The organism is Devosia sp. WQ 349K1 (genome assembly GCF_016595685.1).
GTDB lineage: Bacteria > Pseudomonadota > Alphaproteobacteria > Rhizobiales > Devosiaceae > Devosia.
Window position 1 is genome coordinate 1 of record NZ_JAENGO010000004.1, and the last position, 18,899, is coordinate 18,899.

The following is an 18,899-nucleotide window of genomic DNA, read 5'->3' on the forward strand; positions in this document are numbered from 1 at the left end:
GTTCTGAGCCAGGATCAAACTCTCAAGTTTAATCATGACTATTGTCGCTAGATGCACGTTTGCGTTTTGACGAGGACACACATCAAATTGCGCTAAAAAGCGCTAAAAGAGTGTACCTCTAGAAACGTGCACCCATCGAAGTCTTGTATAACTTCCACTGGAGTAAACCCCAGCTTCCGTTCGCAAGAACCTCGCCGTCCACGTTTCTCTTTCTTCAATCTTCACAATGTCAAAGAGCTGACCCATCGGCTACAAACCGGACACGTCATTTTGGAAGCAAAGCTTCCGGAGTTCTTAGAGACAAAGCTTTTTGCGCCGTTACCGGCCAAACTGCCTGATCTTTCAGATTTCTGTGCCACTAGAACTCAGTGCCGGAAGGCGCTGTGCTCTGCAGCGATGACCGGGTTATAGGGGCAGCCCCTTTTCCCGTCAACAGGGTCGGCCAAAATTGCATGATTTTTGAGCCCGTTACTGCTCAAGCAATGTGCAAAACCGAGGCGAAAGCCTAAGTTTTGTCGGCGTCAGAGAGCTGAAATGCTTCACCAGAAAATTCGGTTCCACCCTCTGTGCATAAATTTACGGGGTGGCACCCATCGGTTCCCTCGTCCGACGTTTTGCAAACTCGGAAAAGCCAGGGATCAGGAAGGGGAGCAGGACAGCGAGGCCATAGAGGATGGCGGCGATGATCAGCGTGTCTCGGATGGAAGAAAGTTCAACCAGGCTCCCGGCGAACAGTCCACCAAAGGGCATGAGGGCATAGGTCATAGCGGTGAAAGTGGCGACCATGCGGCCCATGTAGTTTCTCGGCACCCGCTCGAACAAAGCCGCGCTGATCACCGGATTGAGGAACCCTCCCCCAAACCCGCAGACGAACAAGAGACCCATGGTGAACCAGATCGACGGGCTCAGCGCCAAGGCGAGGAAAGGAACAGGGCCAGCCATCATGAAGCCGATGATGACAATCGGTTTGCGAGGGAGTTTTTCGGCATAGATCGAGGCAACGGCCGCCCCCAGAATAGCGGCGCTCGAGAAGCAGGCGAGCAATATGCCCATCCAGGAGACGTCATAGCCATTTTCGCGCACCCAGACCGGCAGCATCACCGCGCCATAGGCGTGGTCGAGCATATTGGTGACAACCATCATACCGGCAAAACCGAGATAGACCGGACTGCCGGCAACGACTTTTACCCCAGACGCCAGCTCGGCGAGATAGTTTTGGCGGGGCTTCATCCCCTGGGCTGGGGCGTGGGCCTCGTCCTTGGGCAAAACCACGGCAAAGATGAGCAGCAGAGCCGAGAGCAAGAATGTTGCGGCGTTGACGAAAAGGGCGAGGATTGGACCGACGGCGGCAATGAGCACCCCTGCCACGGCGACACCCAAGGTAGCAGCCAAGCGATCACTTGTGCCCAAAATGCCAGTGACACGTTCCAACGAAATCTTTTCCGCCCGTGCCACAACGGGGACGAGCGAGCGTTTGGAAATATCCGACGGGCCGCGCAACATGCCCAAGAGGGCGACAACCGGAATGAGCACCCAGACCGAGAACAGTCCAATGGCGAACAACAGGGGGATGCAGAGCACCAATAGGCAGGAGAGCAGATCGCAGAAAATCGCGATTTTGCGGGCCCCGAGACGATCAATATAGGGACCGGCCAAAAACTGGGCCACCACATAGGGTAGCAGTTCCGCCATGGCGACGGCGCCAGTGAGCACGGGAGAATTGGTGGTGGTGAGCACCAGCCACGGAATCGCCACGGCCGAAAGTCGAGTCCCGCCAACCGAGGCTATTGTTGCCAAGGCCAAGGCGATCAATGACCGATGCCGCATGACGCTTCCCCCTCGCGCAATATGGTGCGCCGACTAGATGGGGGAAGTGCGCACTTGGCAAGGCGTGTTTGGTCCATTTGAACCGAAACAGCAAAAGAAACGGCCAGACTGATGATCAGCCCGGCCCAAAATTTTAGTAATCGCGCTCGAAGTAGACGCCCAGGCTTGAACTTCCGTCCTGTCCGGCAGCTCCCCGCACAGTCAAATCGTCGGTCACATCCAGGTTGATGTTGACCTTGGACTGGCCATTGGCCCCAGCCGTTACCCCAAGGTAGACATTGTCTTGGATGTAGGTCCCGGCCTTCACGCCAACATTGCCTTCCGCATCGGTGACAACGTCGAGGTCAGCCAAGCCCGCAGCACCGCGCAGACTGTCGACGAGACCTCCTCCTCCGCCGCCAACCAACTCAGCCGCCGCCGCCGCCAGTTGCGCCAATTGTAGTGGCGACAGTTCACTGATCGGACGGTTGAAGATCAAACGACTGAGCACTTCATCTTGCGGCAACGTCGGGCTGGAGCCGAAGGTAACGTCTAGGGCCGAAGCGCGCCCAGACACAGTCACCGTCACGTCGATATCGTCGTTTGATGTCGTCGCAACGAGATTGATCTGCGGATCCAGATCACCCAGCAGAGTTACCCCACCCGAGGTGAAGGTAATGCGTTGACCGAGGATCGACAGCCTGCCGCGGATCAAGTTGAACGCACCAACCGGCTGAATATTGCTTGCCGGCCCAGTCAGGCGCAGCGAACCGCCAACTTCAGCATCGAGCCCGCGGCCGCGAATAAAGATCTGGTTAGGCGCGTCAATCGTGACGTCGAGCGCAAGCTGAGGACCGGCCCCCGCAGCAGCAGAGCGTGAGGCAGCATCCGTGCCGACCTTCGCACGAACCAAAGTCTGCTCAACGTCGGCTGGGGTTGAACGATGGTCGACATCGATTATCTGCCCTGCGCCGCCAAAGCTGTCTGGTACCGTGATATTGGCCTGCTCTACGGTCAAGCCGCCCGATAGGAGCGGGGTCGCCATGAGGCCACCCGTTACCTTGAGGCCACCACGTATGGTCGCGATGAAAAGATCGCCATCGGCATAGCGGGCCGAATTTATCGCTATCGTAAGGTTGGCAGGCAGATTGCCGTTAAGACCAATAGTCCCACCCACCGACACACTTCCGCCCGTCGCAAGATTTGCCGTGAGGTTTTCGACCGTTGCGGTTGTGCCCGAAAGCGAAGCGCGACCAGTGATCCCCTGCAGTCGCAGGTTTAGTTCTGGGTCGATATAGCCGCCGTCAGCGAGCGAAACGCTGCCTCCAAATTGCGGGCTGGAAATCGATCCCCCAACTTGTGCATCAAAACTGGCCGTGCCCGAAACCTGCGCGCCACGGTCAGCAACGAAGCGGTTTGCCAGCGCCAGCGGCGCCGAGCCCTTGATGCTCACGGCCATGTCCGCACCAGCAAGTGGAATGCGGCCCGAACCTGATACATTGAGCCCACCGTTCCCATTGGCAGTGAGGCTCTCAATGGTCACAGTGTTGGCCGCAAAACTGCCCGCCAGCGAGGCCGAGATTGGGGCGATCACGAAGGGCGCGATCTGCGCTGTCGAAATGCCGTTGCCGTTGGCGTTGAAACGCACATTTGGATCGCTCGCAGCGCCCGTCACAATCGCTTCACCATTCAGCGTGCCCGCGACACCCAGCGATGGAACGATGGCATTGGCGATGTTGAGCGGCAGCGCGTCAATGACGACGCGCATATCCAAGATATCGCCCGCCGTGCCGGACGCAGTGATCGAGCCCGAACCGACATTAAAGCGCAAGGCATCGAGCGACACGCTTTCGCCCGCCACAATAAGCTCAGTTGGGCTCGCCAATGTCGCCGCCAACTGCCCCTGCGTGAGGTTGGCGCGATTGAGCGCCAGGCGATAGCCGTCAGTAATCGGGCTCAACGCGCCAGCGAGATCAATATTCGTACCCGTTGCCAGCGCCGCCTGCGCATCAAAATTGGTGGTATCGCCAGATTGGTTGGCATTGGCGGTCACGGAGTTGATCACCGTGCCCCCGGCCACGATGGTCGATGCATTTGCCACGCCGTCAATCGCCGGAACACCAAAGAGATCGCCAATAGTTGCGGCCACATCCGCCCGCCCAATGGCGATGCCGCTGACCTTGAGATCGCTGGCATTGGCGGTGAGTTGCGCGCCTTGCTCGCCATCCACTGGCGCCAGCGTCACCTTGGCATTGAGCGCGCCAGAGGCTTCGGTCAGCGCCAGAGCTGCTGCCAAAGACACATCTGGTGCAGCAATATCAAAGCCGCCGTTGATGAGACCAGTCTCCGCATCACGCAGCGCCTGCCCGGTTACCTTGGTTCCGGCGATGTCAAACGACAGACCGGAGAGCGTTTGGGCAACTTCGTCGAGTTTGAACTGCGAGGCCAGCTGCGCCAAATGCCCGTCGAGCGCTGCGCTGCCGGTGATCGTACCGTCGGTCACGCCATTGAACAGCGACGCTGCAACGCCGAACTTAGCGTCGCGAAGATCGTAGTCAGACAGTGTCCCTGTCGGAACAACACCGTCCAAAGCCAGCACCAGCGGCGCTTCGGCATTTACCGAACGGGCCGAACCCTTCACTCGCAAGGCACCGGAGGCATTTTCCGCCACCAGACCGAGATCGGACAGATCAAGCCCGATATTGAAATCGGCGCTATCGCTCGCATAGACGCCATCCGCAGTGACCTGAATGAGCTGGTTGCCGAGCTTGAAATTCTCTGCCGAGAACCCGCCGCCATCGCGCGCCACGCGGCCCGATAGCTTCATTTCGCCGTTGAGCAAACGATCCACAATCGGATCATCAATACGCAGCGTATCACCCGCGCCATCAAGCACGAGGTCGAACCCACCGCCCACGGCTTCCACCCGACCAGTTGCAGTGAGGTTTAGCCCACCGCTCAGCGAGCGCCCGGCCAGCGACGAGAACGGCGCAATGCTCGCTGTGTCGATCGAAATCGTGCCGTCAAAATCAGTACCGTCGATCTTGCCGACCAGCCCAGCCGTCAGCGCCTTACCGGCAATGCGGAACTCGGCGAGATCGATCGGCTGCCCAGCGTTCCAAACGCCTGCAAGGCCCAGACCGACGTTGGAGCCGAGTGCGGCCTCTACGCCCGCATCAGCAGCGATGCCCGACAAAACGCCGTCGCCATTAAAGGTGACGAGGCGCGCGGCTGGATCCGCCAAGTTCTTGGCCACGCCACCAACGCCGAATTCCAGGTCCCGCGCGGCAAAGCCGTCTGTAACAAAATTGGCGACGGTGAGATCAGCCTTCCAACTGTCATCTGCCGAAGTACCAAAGCCAATGCGCAATTCTGCGCCCTGCACGCTGGTGTCAGCGCCCGCCAGAGGCAGCACCACTTTCCCACCCGCTGGATCAGCAATGGTTGCAGTCAAATCGAGCTTGGAAAGGAAATTGTCCGCAGTGGTCTCGGCCGAGCCCACCAGACCCAACTGCCCGCCACTGAGGCGAATGTCAGAAATGTCAAAGCCGCCCGCGGTCCGCACCAACGCGTTGACGCCAAGGCGCGTGTCCGCACCAAAGAACGGACGATAGGGCTGAGCCACCAGCGTTGAGAGCGGACCACCAAGATCAACGCTCACCGCCAGACCGGCGCTCGCCTGCGCTATACGGCCCGTACCGGCCAATGCTTCTTGGCCATTGGCCAGCAATTTCAGCTCAGCGTTGAGATCAGTCACCGGCCCCTTGCCGATAAGGTTGAGGTCAACTGCTGGTCGTCCCTCGATATTGAGCAGATTGGCGATCACCCCATCTGGCGGTTCCGCCAAATTGAAAGTGACGTCCACTTCAGCATTTTCACGACGATACTTGAGATCAAGATCAAGCGTTCCGCCCGGCTCATCGACACGGTCGATATCAGCAAAGACGTCAAGATCGCCGTTCTCCAGCGTCACCCAGCCCTTGAGGCCAATGCGCGAGCCAAGCCCAAAGACGCTTTCGCCAAAAGTCACGCTTGGGACAGCGATTTCGCCAATCTGGATGGCCACCGGGAATTGCGGCACTTCAAATCCGCCAGCTTCCGGCGCCGGCAGATCAACCGAATTTTCGGCGGGTTTGGCGTTGCGCAGGTAATCAATGCTCTCTGCCTTGAGTGAATTGACCTCAAGCTTGCCAAAGAACAGCGCGCCTTGGTTCCAGTTCAGCGCCGCATTGTTGATCCGCAACCAAACGCCTTCTTCGTCGGCAATGCTGATTTCGCGGATAGTTACGTCCGAGCCAAGCACGCCGTCGATATTGGACAGGCGGATCTGGCGTTCAGGCGTCGAAAGCTGGCCCTCGACGAAACTCGTCAGCCAATCCTTCTGCTCTTCATTGCTCATGTCCTGCGCGAACAGGGTCACTGGGACAGCGGCCCCGCCCAACAGCAGCGCAGCAAGGACAAGACGGCGCTTGGTCGAAAATTTTGCCATTAGAATGCCTGTCCGATACCTGCGTAGATGGCCCAGTGCGCATCATTCGCACGCTTGTTGAGCGGAACGGCGACATCAAGGCGAAGCGGCCCAAGGCCGGTGTAGTAGCGAACCCCAAGACCCGCGCCGATACGCATGTCCTGTAAGCTCGGGATCGTGTCGGCAGCGACATAGCCAGCATCGACGAAGGCGACGACGCCGATATCCTCGGTCACCTTGGCGCGGGCTTCTATCGAACCTTCCACCAAATAGCGTCCGCCAGTTTCGGCCCCTGCCCCATTGTCGACACCGATAGATTTGTGGCCATAGCCACGCACCGAGCCGCCACCGCCAGCAAAGAACAGCTGATCGGGTGAAATTTCTGCCAGATCGGGGCCGAGCAACGCGCCTAGCTTCACGCGCCCTGCGAGCACGAACTGGTCGTCTTCGCCAAAGCCAAAATAGGTGCGTCCCTCAACCTCAACCTTGGCTCCCGGCTTGTTATAAATAACGTCATACCAAGGAGCGACGGTGGCAGCGGCATAGAAGCCTTCGGTGGCATCCACCGCGCTGTCGCGATTGTCAAAGACGACACCGCCATAGGCGCCGAAATAGGCGAAGTCACGCGTTCCGAAACTATCGTCAAAGCGTGCCCGTTTCGCCTGCACCCCGCCTGTCAGCGTAATTTCATCGGAGAAATACCACTTCAACCCCAGCGAGCCACCGACGGCGGTTTCAGCATAGGTCGTGTAGACGTTGCGCTCAGCGGCAATCGCAGCGACCAGATCAACGTCGGGATGGTAAAACCCAGGCTTGGTGAAAGTGCCGCCCAGGAGATAGTCAAACTGCGCGGTATCGATCGGATAACCAATCGAGGCCACACGCGCATCAAGCCGCAAACGTTCGGCCTGCCCGAAAAGATTGCGCCACAGGTGATAGCCTTCCACGCCCAGACCATCGGTCGTGGAATAATTCGCGCCAACGCCAAAGCGCCGACCGGCCATTTCTTCGACCGTCAATTCAAACGGCAGCAAGCCATCCGAGCCAATGTCCTGCGCCGCGTCAAAGCGCGCAGAACGGAAGACCTCGAGACGATCAAGCCGCTTCTGCGCCTTTTTCAGTTCGTCCGGATCATATTCCTGCCCCACGGCAAGGCCCGTCTGCTGGGCGACGAAATCGGGGTTCATCCGATCAGCGCCGGTCACGCGGATGGCGCCGAACCCAGCCTTGCGGCCCGGATTAACAGTGATCAACGCGTCAATCGTATTGGTTTTGTGATCAGCAACCACATCGCGCGAGACGATCTCGGCCTTGGGATAGCCCTGCTGGCGCCATGCTTCCAACGCAAGACCTTCGGCGCGGGTAATAACCCCGGCGCGCGCAATTTCTCCCGCCGCGTAGCCACGCATAATCGGCGCATCGACCTGATCACCCGGATCGCTGGTCGGTGCTGCCTGATTGGCAATAGCCACACTGTTGAAACGGAAAACGGGTCCGGGATTGACGGAAACCGTCACCTCAACCTGATCGGGCAGATTGGTATCGGGCGGAAGGTTTGATGCCTCCTGCCCGCCAATGCGAATACTCACGACCCCGCCGTAATAGCCCTCATTATAGAGAGCGGCGAGCAAACGACGATAATCGCCGCGCGCTTTTGCAATCAGCCCCGCTGCGCCCGAAGCGGGTTCAGCTTGGTCAGCGAGCAATCCCGAAGCACTGCGCAACGCCGATTCTACCGCGCCCCCTTCAGAGCTGGAAAACACGACGGTATAGTTTTTGGGATCGACAACGACGGCCTCAGCCGCCTTGTCCGCATCACTCTTGAAGAGGCCGAAAAAGTCGAACGCAGAGGCAGGTAGCACCGAAACCGACAGTGCGGCCGCAGCGATACACAGAGCGCCAAAACTCGAAACGAGACGCACTTTGAACAAAGGTAACCTGCCCTATTACGCAACAAACCAGATACGGGGCTGAAGCACACAATTGATTCCGTTACGGAAACAAAGAGTTAAACCTGCAGCAACTCCCCAGCGGATCGCATAGTCGTGAACGACCGTTAACCAGTTTAAGCTGATCCAGAGCTCAAAAATACCCTTCTTGGTATTTTTCGTGGCATTCCTTGATCAGAGTGGCGCATGGGCAACGACGTTGACGCGCGCGGCATGGCGGTACAGCATAGCCACCACTCAACACTGAAATTCCTTCTAGGACCCGGTATGTATCAGCTGCTCGACGCAAGCCGCTTTATCGTTTTCATCACAGGCGCAACCTCTGGTTTTGGTCAGGCCGCCGCTCGTCGCTATGTGGCAGCGGGTGCCAAAGTGATTGCCACTGGGCGTCGTATGGATCGCTTGATCGATCTGCAGATCGAGCTTGGCGCCGAGAATTGCCACATCATCGAGCTCGATGTCCGCGATCGCGCCGCCATTGAAGCGGCCATCGCTGACATTCCCGGTCCCTTCAAAAACATCAACATTGTCCTCGCCAACGCTGGCCTGGCGCTTGGCCTCGGCCCTGCCCACGAAGCCAGCCTCGACGACTGGCAGACCATGATCGACACCAATATTTCTGGCCTTGTCTACACGGTGCGCCTGCTGCTGCCTGGGCTCGTTGAACGCGGCGGCGGCCACGTTGTAACTTTGGGCTCGGTTGCGGGTGAGTTCACCTATCCCGGCGCTTCCGTCTATGCGGCGTCCAAGGCATTCGTAAAACACTTCGCCCTCGCCATTCGCTCGGACTTGCAAGGCAAGAACGTCCGCGTCACCGATATTGAGCCAGGCCTGACCGAAACCGAGTTTTCTGTCGTTCGCTTTGCAGGCGACCAGAACAAGGCCGACAATGTCTATAAGGGCACCAAGCCGATGACGGCCGAAGACATTGCTGAAAGCATCTTCTGGGCCACCTCTCTGCCCGAACACGTGAACGTCAACAAGATCCAGCTTATGGCGACGACCCAAGCGATCGGCGCGTTTGACATCTACCGCGAGAAATAGGTCGCACGAGGGCGCGCGGCTGCGGCCAAGTTTCCAGTGACGCCGCGCGCTTAGATTTGTATGATCGTGGGGCAATAATGAGATAGGCCCCATGACAACTGACCTGGACCCATTCACACGTGACCTTTGGCACGTGATTGCAGCCACGGACGAGCTTAAGATGGGGCTCGTTGAAAACACCATGCTGCTCGACCGCAAAATCTCCATGACCCGTGGGGTTGATGGCGAACCGGTTGTTTGGCTGCGCAGCAATGAGGAAGACGGCGACGATATCGACGCCGAGTCCATCCTCGACCGCCTCCCGGTGAAAACCGCTTATGGCTACACGTGGACTTGCCTTGGCAATCCAACCATAGCCCTGTTCCCCATCCCAGAATTTACCGAACCCGACCGCAAGAACATGAACTGCGGCTCCATCGGCATTGCCTGCTCGGCGCCCCGTGCCATCGAGAACTTCCTCGACATGGGCCACTTCCCTTATGTTCACACCGACATTCTCGGCGCTGAACCCCATACGGAAGTGAAGGAATACGACGTAGAAGTGTCGGAAGAACGCGACGAAGTGCTCGCCACCAAGTGCAAGTTCATCCAGCCACGCGCTGCCAAGTCGGCCACCAAGCCGATGGAAGTGGAATATGTCTACCGCGTGCCGCATCCCTACTGTGCTGTGCTTTATAAGTCCTGCCCAGAAGACGAAAGCCGTCGCGACGTCATCGCAATTCTTCTCCAGCCGATGACTCAGGAAACCTGCCGCGCTCACCTGCTGCAGTCGATGATCGACAGCTATTCCTCCCTCGAAGATCTCCGCCGCTTCCAGCAGACCATTTTCGGTCAGGATAAGCCGATCCTCGAAAACCAGTACCCGAAAAAGCTTCCGCTTGATCCGCGTTCTGAAACCCCGATCCGCGCTGACAAAAGCGCCATCGCCTACCGCCGCTGGCTCAGCCAAAAGGGCATCACCTACGGTGTGATCCCACAAGCGAGCTAATCACGCCTCTCTTCCGAGACGCATTCGGCCTCCCCGTACGCCAGGGAGTGCGACGACTAAATCAAGATCGTGGCGCGATCCAACCACTCGGATCAGATCGACATGGCCCTGTCCCTCTCCGACCCCAATTGGTACCCAATCGCCTCAAGCGATGACCTACCATTCCGCCACGTCTACCAAGGACAATTGCTTGGCCGCGAGCTCGCCGTTTGGCGCGCTGACGACGGCAATGTGAACGTCTGGGAAAATCGCTGCCTGCATCGCGGCGTCCGTCTTTCCATCGGCATCAACGAAGGCCAAGAACTCAAGTGCCAATACCACGGCTGGCGTTATGCCAATCAGTCCGCTGGCTGCACCTACATTCCGGCTCACCCCGCCGACGCTCCTGCGCGCCGCATTGAGAACCGCAAATACCCCGTCAAAGAAGCTTTCGGCCTCATCTGGTCGGCTGCCAATGAAGACCTCCCCTTCTCGCCCTTCCCGGGCTCGGAAAGCGGCGAATGGTTTGCGTTGCGCCCCATCCCGATCAATGCTGAACCTGAAGACGTGGTCGCCGGTCTAGCGCGCCTCGCGCCCGATGATCAGCCCGCCGAAATCCTGCCCGCAATGGCGGTCCGTCTTGGCCATGCTATTTTCTTCGTCCAGCCGATTGACGCCACCCGCGCACAAATCCGCGGCCTCGTAGAAGGCACTCCGTCCGACGAGCTGGCGATCCTGCGCCACTACAATGAGCTTCTCAGCAAGCTGCGCGATCGTCTCGAACGCGCGCAAATCCGTAAGGCCAGCCAGCCAACACCGCTCGAACCAGCGTTCGAAAAGGTATCGGTAGAGCTCTCCACCATGCCCGATATTGCCGTACCGCGCGGCAACACCATGCCTGTCGTGGTCAAGCGCAAGTGGCAGACCGCCGACGGCATCATGGCCTTCCAGTTTGCTGACCGCGACGGCAAGCACATGCCGACTTTCCAGCCCGGTGCGCATATCGACGTGCACCTGCCCAACGGTCTCATCCGCCAATATTCGCTGACCAACGGTCCGGGCGACCTCTCGTCGTATGTTATCGGCGTCAAGCTTGAGAACGCCTCCAAGGGCGGCTCCAAAGCGCTGGTAGAAACCGTGCGCGAAGGCGACGTACTGGCCATTTCCGAGCCACGCAACAACTTCCCGCTCCGCCGCGATGCGACCCGCACCGTGCTTATCGCTGGCGGCATCGGCATCACGCCGATCCTCTCCATGGCTCGCTTCCTCGACAAGTCGAGCCTGCCCTATGAAATGCACTACTTCGCGCGCAACGAAGAAAACCTCGCTTTCAAGAGCGAGCTTGGCGCGCTCCATGGTGCGATCACCAATCACCTCGGCCTCGATCCGGCAGCGGTGAAGGCGAAGGTCACCGAAGTCCTCGGCGCTTACGACTTCTCCAACCACGTCTACATCTGCGGCCCCGGCCCCTTGCTGGAAATGGTCCGCGACACCGCCACCGAACTCGGCTGGCCGGATGAAGCCATCCACTTCGAATATTTCCAGAACACCACCGAGATCGACAGCTCCTCTGCTTTCGACATCGAACTGGCCCGTTCGGCCATGACTCTGCACGTCCCGGCTGGCAAGACCATTCTAGAAATCATGCGTGAAGCTGGCCTCACCGTGCCGTCCTCGTGTGAACAAGGCGCCTGCGGCACCTGCCTCACCGGCGTCATGGAAGGCGAGGTTGACCATCAGGACGTCTACCTGAACAAGACCGAGAAAGCTTCCAACACCTGCATGATGACCTGCGTCAGCCGTGCCAAATCCTCTCGTCTGGTATTGGATATCTAACCCATGGCCATCACGCTTTATGATTTCGAGCTTTCGGGCAACTGCTACAAAGTCCGCCTGCTGCTCAACATCCTGAACCAGCCTGCCGATATGCATCCGGTGGAATTTTTCCCCGGAAAGGAGCACAAGTCCGATTGGTTCTTGCGCCTCAATCCCTTCGGCCAGCTGCCCGTCTTGAAAGACGATGAAGTCGTCCTGTCGGACTCAGGGGCAATCCTCGCCTATCTGGCCAAGAAATATGACACCACTGGCCAGTGGTTCCCGGACAATCCTGCCGTCACCGCAGAAATCCTGCGTTGGCACTCGGTCGCGGATGACATCACCTCCACCAGCTCGGCAGCGCGTCTTGCCCTCGGCTATGGTTATGATTTCAACATCGAAAAGGTTCAGGCCGGTGCTCACCGCATCTTCCGCCTGATGGACGAGCACTTGTGGTTCGGCGAACGCCAGGGCCGCGATTGGCTCTGCTCGCCATCCCACCCGACCACGGCCGACATCGCCTGCTTCCCTTATGTCATGCTTTCGGAAGAAGGCGGCATTTCCCGTCAGGACTATCCAGCGCTCCGCCGTTGGACAGACCGCGTCCGTCGCATACCCGGCTTCATGGTCATGTCGGGCATTTTCCCGGCCGGCAAGGCCAAGGAAAGCGCATAAATCACCCGAAATTTGCCCCTAGCGGGCAAAACAACCCGTGGCCGCTGGAAACCAGCCGCCATAAACGCTATCAGCGTGGCAAGATCGAGGAGTTATTCTCATGATTATCGAGCCCAAAATTCGCGGCTTTATCTGCACTACCGCTCACCCAACTGGTTGCGCCCGCAATGTGCAAAACCAGATTGATCACGTCACGATCAAGGGCGCTATCCCGTCAGATCGCAAGCGCGTTCTCGTGCTCGGCTGCTCCACGGGCTATGGCCTTGCCTCGCGCATCGTCACCACGTTCGGCTCTGATGCCGACACCGTTGGTGTTTCCTTCGAACGCGAGCCGGGTGAAGCCAAGCCAGCGTCGGCTGGCTGGTACAACAACCGTGCCTTCGAGAACCGCGCCAAGGCTGCTGGTCGCAAGGCCGTCACCATTGAAGGCGACGCCTTCTCGGACGCGGTAAAGGCTGAAACCATCGAAGCGATCAAGGCGAACTTGGGTCAGGTTGACCTCATCGTCTACTCGCTCGCTTCTCCAGTCCGCACCGACCCCAAGGACGGCGTCACCTACCGTTCGGCCATCAAGCCATACGGTTCGCAGGTCACCTCCAAGACGCTGAACACGGGCACTGGTGAAGTTTCTGAAATCACCGTTGAACCGGCGACCGAAGAAGAAGCTCAGGCGACCGTAAAGGTCATGGGCGGCGAAGACTGGGAACTCTGGATTGCGGCGCTCGCCGAAGCTGGCGTTCTCGCTGATGGCTTCCGCACCCTCAACTACACCTATCTCGGCTCCGAGCTGACTTGGCCGATTTACCACAAGGGCACTCTTGGCCGCGCTAAGGCTGACCTCGACCGTGCTGCTGCTGCAATCCGCGCCAGCCACGGCAAGGACTCGGCAAACGTTGTTGCGCTCAAGGCTGTTGTCACACAGGCAAGCTCGGCAATCCCCGTCGTTCCGCTCTATGGTACGCTCTTGATCAAGGTCGAGGACGAACTGGGTCTGGGCGAAGGCCCAATCCACCAGATCGATCGCCTCTTCCGCGAAAAGCTTCAGGGCGACGTTGCGCTGGACGACGAGAACCGCATTCGTGTTGACGATTGGGAACTCTCCGAAGCCATGCAGGCCGAACTCAAGAAGCGTTGGGCAGAACTGTCCACCGAGACCCTTGCCGATCTCGCGGACCTGCCGAAGTACCGTGAAGAGTTCATGCGCCTCTTCGGCTTTGCCGTTGGCGGCGTGGACTACTCCAAGGACGTTGATCCTCGGATCGTCGAGTAAACAAAATTTAGGGGCGCTCCGGCGCCCCTTTTTTATTGTTCAGAATTTGGCGTTTTGGGCGGGTATTGATGCACATTGCCCTGCCAATCGGCCACTAAATGCCCCTGATCGGCCAATTGGGCCATAGAAACGGCCAAAGGAGATTTCCCATGTCCACCGGGAATATCGAGCACGTAGGTCGGTTGGCACAGGCCCGATAACCGTCCGCGCAATTGCGCCACCAACTCCTGCCCCCGCTCGACCGAAACCCGGAAATGCCCCGTCCCCGGCGCCAGGTCCGGATGGTGTAAGTAGTAGGGTTTAATACGGTTTTCGACAAAACCACGCATCAGAGCGGCGAGTGTATCAAAGTCGTCATTGACCCCCGCCAAGAGAACACTCTGGCTGACTAGAGCAACACCACCTTCCACCAACCGGGCGAACGCGGTTTTGGCAGCTGCCGTAAACTCACGCGGATGATTGGCATGCACCGCCAGATAGGTCGTCTTGCCCGAAGCCCTGAGCGCCGAAACCATCGCATCATCAACCCGTTCCGGCTCAACAACCGGCACACGTGTATGAAATCTAACGATTTTTACGTGTTCAATCGGCGCCAGACGCTCCATCAAATCACGCAACCGGCGCGGCGATAGCACCAGCGGATCGCCACCGGTGAGGATGACTTCCCAGATTTCCTCATGCTCAGCGATATAGGCAATCGCAGCGTCCAGCTCCGCTGGCGTCAGCGTCCCTAACCCCTGCGGCCCCACCATTTCGCGGCGGAAACAGAAGCGGCAATAGACCGGGCAGACATGCACAGCCTTGAGCAGAACTCGATCCGGATAGCGATGCACAATCCCCTCAACCGGCGAATGCGCAAGATCGCCAATGGGATCGTCCCGCTCTTCCGGCGTGGTCGTAAGCTCTTCTACCCGCGGCACAAATTGGCGGGCCATCGGGTCATTGGGATCGTTAGGGTCGATCAATGCCGCGACAGCAGGCGTAATGCCAATGGCATACTTATCCCCGACGGCATCCAGCCCTGTTACATTCAGAGCAAAACCTGCGGCCTGTAGTTCTGCAACCGACTTTATCGAGCGCGCAGGACTACTCCCTCGCCCTTCAGGGGAAAGGCTTGGGGTGAGAGATGAAACGTCATCGGCAGGTACACTAGGCAAGGAGTTCATTCCGCCACAGGAGCCCACAAAACAGCATCGATGCGCTGGGCCCCCGTCGCCAGCATCACCACGCGATCAAAGCCAAGGGCTACACCCGAAGCTTCCGGCATAAAGGCCAATGCTGCTAGAAAGTCCTCGTCGATTGGATAGCGCTCACCATAGATGCGCGCTTTTTCGCGCATCTCATCCTCAAAGCGTACACGCTGTTCAGTTGGGTCTGTCAGCTCGCCAAAGCCATTGGCAAGCTCCACACCACAAGCATAGACCTCGAACCGCTCAGACACGCGCCGATCCCCCGGGACGCGTCGGGCCAGCGCTGCCTCACAGGCAGGATAGCGGTCGAGCACTGTCACCCGGCCGTTGCCCAGTTCCGGTTCAACCTTTTCCACGAGCACATGAGTAAAGAGGTAACTCCATGATTTATCGTCAGGAATTGCCATTCCGACAGCCGTCATTTGCGCCGCAAGCTTTTCCCCGTCCGGCATACCGTCTTCGTCCATGGTCGCTAAGAGATCGACACCAGCGAACTGCAAGAAAGCATCGGCCACGCTGACACGTTCTGCGGGCAAGCGCGGGTCGCAGGTTCTGCCCTTAAAGGCGAACTCAGCAATCCCGGTCGTTTCTGCTGCCAGTTTAATCAGCGCCACCGTGTCCTCAATGATGACATCATAAGCTTCGCCAACCCTATACCACTCCAGCATGGTGAACTCGGGATGGTGGGTCGCAGAGCGTTCACGATTGCGCCAGACGTGCTGCAGGCTAGCTATGCGGCGCTCTCCCGCAGCCAGCAGTTTCTTCATGGCGAACTCGGGCGAGGTGTGCAGATACATCGCCTGTGCCAGTCCGTCATTGCCGATCATCTGCGTGCCAAAGGCATGCAGGTGAGTCTCATTCCCCGGTGAGCGTTGCAGCCCCGGTGGATCGATCACAAGGAAGTCACGCTCGGCCATCCAAAGGCGCACAGCAGCATCGATCTTGGCCCGGCCAATGAGCAGCGGGCGGCGGTCTGCATGGCGATCAGGGTGCCACCAGGGCGTTTCACCCGATGGAAATGGCTTGGTCATGGTGTTTCTTGCGGTCCGGTCTGGCGAAAAGGCGCAGAATATTGTATCCGGCGCTCCACAGAACATATTCCGGCGCCTGGATGGCATTGCCTCTAGACCGCGCCAGCGACACGAACAAGGAATAATTATGGTCAAGGTGATTGCCTCGTCCCTGCGTAAGGGCAACGTCGTCGAGCAGGACAACGCCCTGCACGTCGTCCTCACGGCAGAAAACGTCCACCCAGGTAAGGGCAATTCGGTGACCAACGTCACCATGCGCCGCATCTCGGACGGCGTTAAGGTTCTCGGCCGCTGGCGCACCGTTGAAATGGTGGAAAAAGCCGACGTTGATGATCGTGAATACGATTACCTCTACTCGGATGGCGAAGGCCACCACTTCATGGAGCCAACCAATTACGAACAGATCACCGTTGGTGACGACGTTATTGGCGACCAGAAGGCCTATCTTTCGGACGGCATGAAGGTTCACCTTCTGACCCACGAAGGCATCGCGCTCTCGATGGACCTGCCAATGCGCATGACCTTCGAAATCGTTGAAACCGAGCCAGTAGTTAAGGGCCAGACAGCTTCGTCTTCGTACAAGCCTGCAATCCTCAACAACGGCCTGCGTGTCATGGTCCCACCGCACATCGACGCTGGCACCAAGATCGTTATCCTGACCGAAGACAACTCCTACGTTGAACGCGCGAAGTAATCTTCCACGCGTCCGCAGGACATACAAACGGGCCCCTCAGGGCCCGTTTTTTTTATTTGTCGTCGATAGCGTTTTCGGCGGCATACCAGTGCGACGAAGATCGGCCAGGCGGGGTCCCTTCAGCCAGCCAACGATCATAGGCGAGCTGGCGCTGATGCGCGCCCTTGGCCTTGAGCCAATAGTCCATGGCCTGCCCTTCCGGACACCCATCCTGCTCCCAAAGAAAATAGGCTGTCTGACGAACTCGCTCCGCCATAACCGTATTTTTATGCACTTAGGCACCCACACCGTTGAAAGATCACGTAATCCATCAACCGCGCGAGCGCCCCACTTGTTCCGTACTAACTAAAGCGTGACCCTTAAGGCTGGAAGCGCTCGGTGAGCCACTTCATCTGCTCACGGTCCTGGAAAGGGCCACCGCCTTCGTGGTTGTTAAATTCATATTCAACGAGCGTTTTATCGCTGCCCGAGAAGGCCTTAAACGCCGCAAACACGGTCGATGGTGGACAGATGTCATCCATCATACCAACAGAGAACAGCGCTGCTGCCGAGCTGCGCCGCGCAAAATTGACCCCATCAAAATAACGCAGGGTATCAAACACCTGTGCGGTCTTTTCCCGATGCTGAGCAAGGAAACGTACGATCTCGAGATAGGGGTCGCGACCGGCCTGACGGACCGAACGCGGGAAATCGCAGAGGAACGGCACGTCTGGCATCACAGCTTTAACGCGAGGATCTAGCCCGGCCACAGCAATGGCAATACCACCGCCCTGCGAGCCACCGTTGACAGCTACGCGGGTAGGGTCAACGAAGTCTTGCCCAATCATCGCGTCGAGCGCACGAACGCCGTCAGTAAAGACGCGGCGGTAGTAATAGTCGTTTTTGTCGAGCACGCCCTTGGTCATCATGCCCGGGATCTGGCTTGTCGAGCCGACAGGATCTGGCGTTGCCCCCATGCTCCAACTTGAGCCTTGTCCGCGAGTATCCATACGGAAATAAGCATAGCCAGATGCCGCCCAGTGCAAGAGTTCATGAGGGAACCCCCTGCCACCGCCATAGCCGACAAACTGCACGAGCAGCGGCAGTTTTTCTGGCCGAAGTTTCGGCAGCGCAAGCCATCCCTTTACCGGATGCCCACCAAAACCGGGGAAGGTCACGTCAAAAACCTCCACCAGCTTGAGCGTCGTCTCAGCCGGGATCATCACCACTTCCCCGCCCACGGAACGCGCCTCTGCCAATGTGCTGTCCCAAAAGGCAGCAAAATCATCAGGCATCGTCACCTGGCTTTCATAGGCGTCGATAGCGGGGTGTTGCAGATCGGGAAAGGGCACTTTCAAAGCTCCGGTCAACAGGACAGCGCACGCAGCACAAATCACTGCGCGCGGAATAGACTTCGATGATAGGCGATCATGGCCGTGCTTGGCCAAAATTCTGCACTGTCAGGGAGAAACAATTTCCGGCCGCCATTCGGCAGTGATCGCGCACTGCTATCCATGAGATCAGCGCGAGCAATAAAGGCCTCGAAAGCGTCGGATATCAGGACTAATCCCGATTGTAACAAGCGTCCGGTAGCGCGCTCAACCAGAACCGCATTCTCAGGATGAATAGGTCCACCATGCTCCAAGGGCTGGAGGAAGAACACCGTGGGCTCAAGATTTTTGTTTGAAAGATCCGCGCCGCTCACCGCACAGCGGAAACGGTATTGTTCCATCAAGCGGTTAGCGAGGGTGGCGATCTCTGAATAGTCAAAGAACGCTTGGGCCGCCTCTCCAAAGCCGCTGCTGGAATCGTCATCTGCCATTGGTACGCGCCTCTAGGGCAAGAACCTACGCAAATTTTACGGGCAGTAAAGTCCTCAGTTTTGTCCCGACGCAGAGAAATACTGCAGGCTCGGGTCCGCACACAGAGGCTATGTGAGCGCTGAGTGGCGACGGAGGAACGCCAGAGCAATGGGAGCGCTTACACCGAGCGCATCAACAGTGCGGCGGCG

General features: G+C 58.3%; 14 protein-coding genes. 6 read left to right on the forward strand and 8 right to left on the reverse strand.

Features of this window, described 5'->3' with window-relative positions; genetic code table 11:
• Positions 1 to 576: 576 nt before the first annotated feature.
• The 3 genes from JHL21_RS08910 to JHL21_RS08920 all read right to left on the reverse strand — a co-directional run bounded on the left by JHL21_RS08910 (position 577) and on the right by JHL21_RS08920 (position 8,196).
• Entirely contained in the window at positions 577 to 1,827 is a 1,251-nt protein-coding gene (locus tag JHL21_RS08910) for an MFS transporter (RefSeq protein ID WP_200213057.1), read from the reverse strand.
• A 133-nt stretch (positions 1,828 to 1,960) separates the two neighbouring features.
• Positions 1,961 to 6,295, reverse strand: coding sequence for a translocation/assembly module TamB domain-containing protein (locus JHL21_RS08915; protein ID WP_200213059.1), 4,335 nt, complete (start codon positions 6,293 to 6,295; stop codon positions 1,961 to 1,963).
• Entirely contained in the window at positions 6,295 to 8,196 is a 1,902-nt protein-coding gene (locus tag JHL21_RS08920) for an autotransporter assembly complex family protein (protein ID WP_367948177.1), read from the reverse strand. Before JHL21_RS08920 ends, JHL21_RS08915 begins: the two co-directional genes overlap by 1 nt.
• Positions 8,197 to 8,490: 294 nt before the next feature.
• Here JHL21_RS08920 and JHL21_RS08925 point away from each other — a divergent pair, with 294 nt between their 5' ends.
• The 5 genes from JHL21_RS08925 to fabV all read left to right on the forward strand — a co-directional run bounded on the left by JHL21_RS08925 (position 8,491) and on the right by fabV (position 13,994).
• Positions 8,491 to 9,267, forward strand: a complete 777-nt coding sequence (locus JHL21_RS08925; protein ID WP_169196035.1) for an SDR family NAD(P)-dependent oxidoreductase — start codon at positions 8,491 to 8,493, stop codon at positions 9,265 to 9,267.
• Positions 9,268 to 9,358: 91 nt separating this feature from the next.
• Entirely contained in the window at positions 9,359 to 10,255 is an 897-nt protein-coding gene (locus tag JHL21_RS08930; protein ID WP_200213060.1) for an aromatic ring-hydroxylating dioxygenase subunit alpha, read from the forward strand.
• Positions 10,256 to 10,357: 102 nt separating this feature from the next.
• Positions 10,358 to 12,070, forward strand: coding sequence for a Rieske 2Fe-2S domain-containing protein (locus JHL21_RS08935; RefSeq protein ID WP_200213063.1), 1,713 nt, complete (start codon positions 10,358 to 10,360; stop codon positions 12,068 to 12,070).
• A 3-nt stretch (positions 12,071 to 12,073) separates the two neighbouring features.
• The gene (locus JHL21_RS08940) at positions 12,074 to 12,724 is read left to right on the forward strand and encodes a glutathione S-transferase family protein (protein ID WP_200213064.1); all 651 of its coding nucleotides are present in this window, start codon (positions 12,074 to 12,076) and stop codon (positions 12,722 to 12,724) included.
• Positions 12,725 to 12,824: 100 nt separating this feature from the next.
• Complete coding sequence (fabV, locus tag JHL21_RS08945) at positions 12,825 to 13,994, forward strand: enoyl-ACP reductase FabV (RefSeq protein WP_199532097.1); 1,170 nt, start codon at positions 12,825 to 12,827, stop codon at positions 13,992 to 13,994.
• A 32-nt stretch (positions 13,995 to 14,026) separates the two neighbouring features.
• On the opposite strand, the gene JHL21_RS08950 is transcribed toward fabV, so the two are convergent.
• Both JHL21_RS08950 and epmA read right to left on the reverse strand, forming a co-directional pair.
• Positions 14,027 to 15,067, reverse strand: coding sequence for a lysine-2,3-aminomutase-like protein (locus tag JHL21_RS08950; protein ID WP_367948178.1), 1,041 nt, complete (start codon positions 15,065 to 15,067; stop codon positions 14,027 to 14,029).
• A gap of 89 nt (positions 15,068 to 15,156) precedes the next feature.
• Positions 15,157 to 16,215 carry an EF-P lysine aminoacylase EpmA gene (gene epmA / locus JHL21_RS08955; protein ID WP_200213066.1) on the reverse strand — a complete coding sequence of 353 codons (1,059 nt, stop codon included), beginning with the start codon at positions 16,213 to 16,215 and terminating at the stop codon, positions 15,157 to 15,159.
• Between the two features lie 127 nt (positions 16,216 to 16,342).
• Here epmA and efp point away from each other — a divergent pair, with 127 nt between their 5' ends.
• Complete coding sequence (gene efp / locus JHL21_RS08960) at positions 16,343 to 16,909, forward strand: elongation factor P (RefSeq protein ID WP_169195946.1); 567 nt, start codon at positions 16,343 to 16,345, stop codon at positions 16,907 to 16,909.
• Between the two features lie 52 nt (positions 16,910 to 16,961).
• On the opposite strand, the gene JHL21_RS08965 is transcribed toward efp, so the two are convergent.
• From JHL21_RS08965 to JHL21_RS08975, 3 genes are all read right to left on the reverse strand, one after another.
• A complete protein-coding gene (locus JHL21_RS08965) occupies positions 16,962 to 17,183 on the reverse strand; it encodes a DUF2934 domain-containing protein (protein ID WP_169195947.1) in 222 nt (73 codons plus the stop codon).
• A gap of 85 nt (positions 17,184 to 17,268) precedes the next feature.
• Positions 17,269 to 18,240, reverse strand: coding sequence for an acetylxylan esterase (locus JHL21_RS08970; protein ID WP_200213067.1), 972 nt, complete (start codon positions 18,238 to 18,240; stop codon positions 17,269 to 17,271).
• Between the two features lie 41 nt (positions 18,241 to 18,281).
• Positions 18,282 to 18,710 carry a hypothetical protein gene (locus JHL21_RS08975; protein WP_200213069.1) on the reverse strand — a complete coding sequence of 143 codons (429 nt, stop codon included), beginning with the start codon at positions 18,708 to 18,710 and terminating at the stop codon, positions 18,282 to 18,284.
• Positions 18,711 to 18,899: the final 189 nt, after the last annotated feature.

What these genes read in the sequence shown, in the direction of transcription:
- epmA (WP_200213066.1), bottom strand. Translation starts at nt 16,215, where the DNA reads ATGACCAAGCCATTTCCATCGGGTGAAACGCCCTGGTGGCACCCTGAT.
- JHL21_RS08975 (WP_200213069.1), bottom strand. Translation starts at nt 18,710, where the DNA reads ATGGCAGATGACGATTCCAGCAGCGGCTTTGGAGAGGCGGCCCAAGCG.
- JHL21_RS08940 (WP_200213064.1), top strand. Translation starts at nt 12,074, where the DNA reads ATGGCCATCACGCTTTATGATTTCGAGCTTTCGGGCAACTGCTACAAA.
- JHL21_RS08910 (WP_200213057.1), bottom strand. Translation starts at nt 1,827, where the DNA reads ATGCGGCATCGGTCATTGATCGCCTTGGCCTTGGCAACAATAGCCTCG.
- fabV (WP_199532097.1), top strand. Translation starts at nt 12,825, where the DNA reads ATGATTATCGAGCCCAAAATTCGCGGCTTTATCTGCACTACCGCTCAC.
- efp (WP_169195946.1), top strand. Translation starts at nt 16,343, where the DNA reads ATGGTCAAGGTGATTGCCTCGTCCCTGCGTAAGGGCAACGTCGTCGAG.
- JHL21_RS08925 (WP_169196035.1), top strand. Translation starts at nt 8,491, where the DNA reads ATGTATCAGCTGCTCGACGCAAGCCGCTTTATCGTTTTCATCACAGGC.
- JHL21_RS08915 (WP_200213059.1), bottom strand. Translation starts at nt 6,295, where the DNA reads ATGGCAAAATTTTCGACCAAGCGCCGTCTTGTCCTTGCTGCGCTGCTG.
- JHL21_RS08930 (WP_200213060.1), top strand. Translation starts at nt 9,359, where the DNA reads ATGACAACTGACCTGGACCCATTCACACGTGACCTTTGGCACGTGATT.
- JHL21_RS08935 (WP_200213063.1), top strand. Translation starts at nt 10,358, where the DNA reads ATGGCCCTGTCCCTCTCCGACCCCAATTGGTACCCAATCGCCTCAAGC.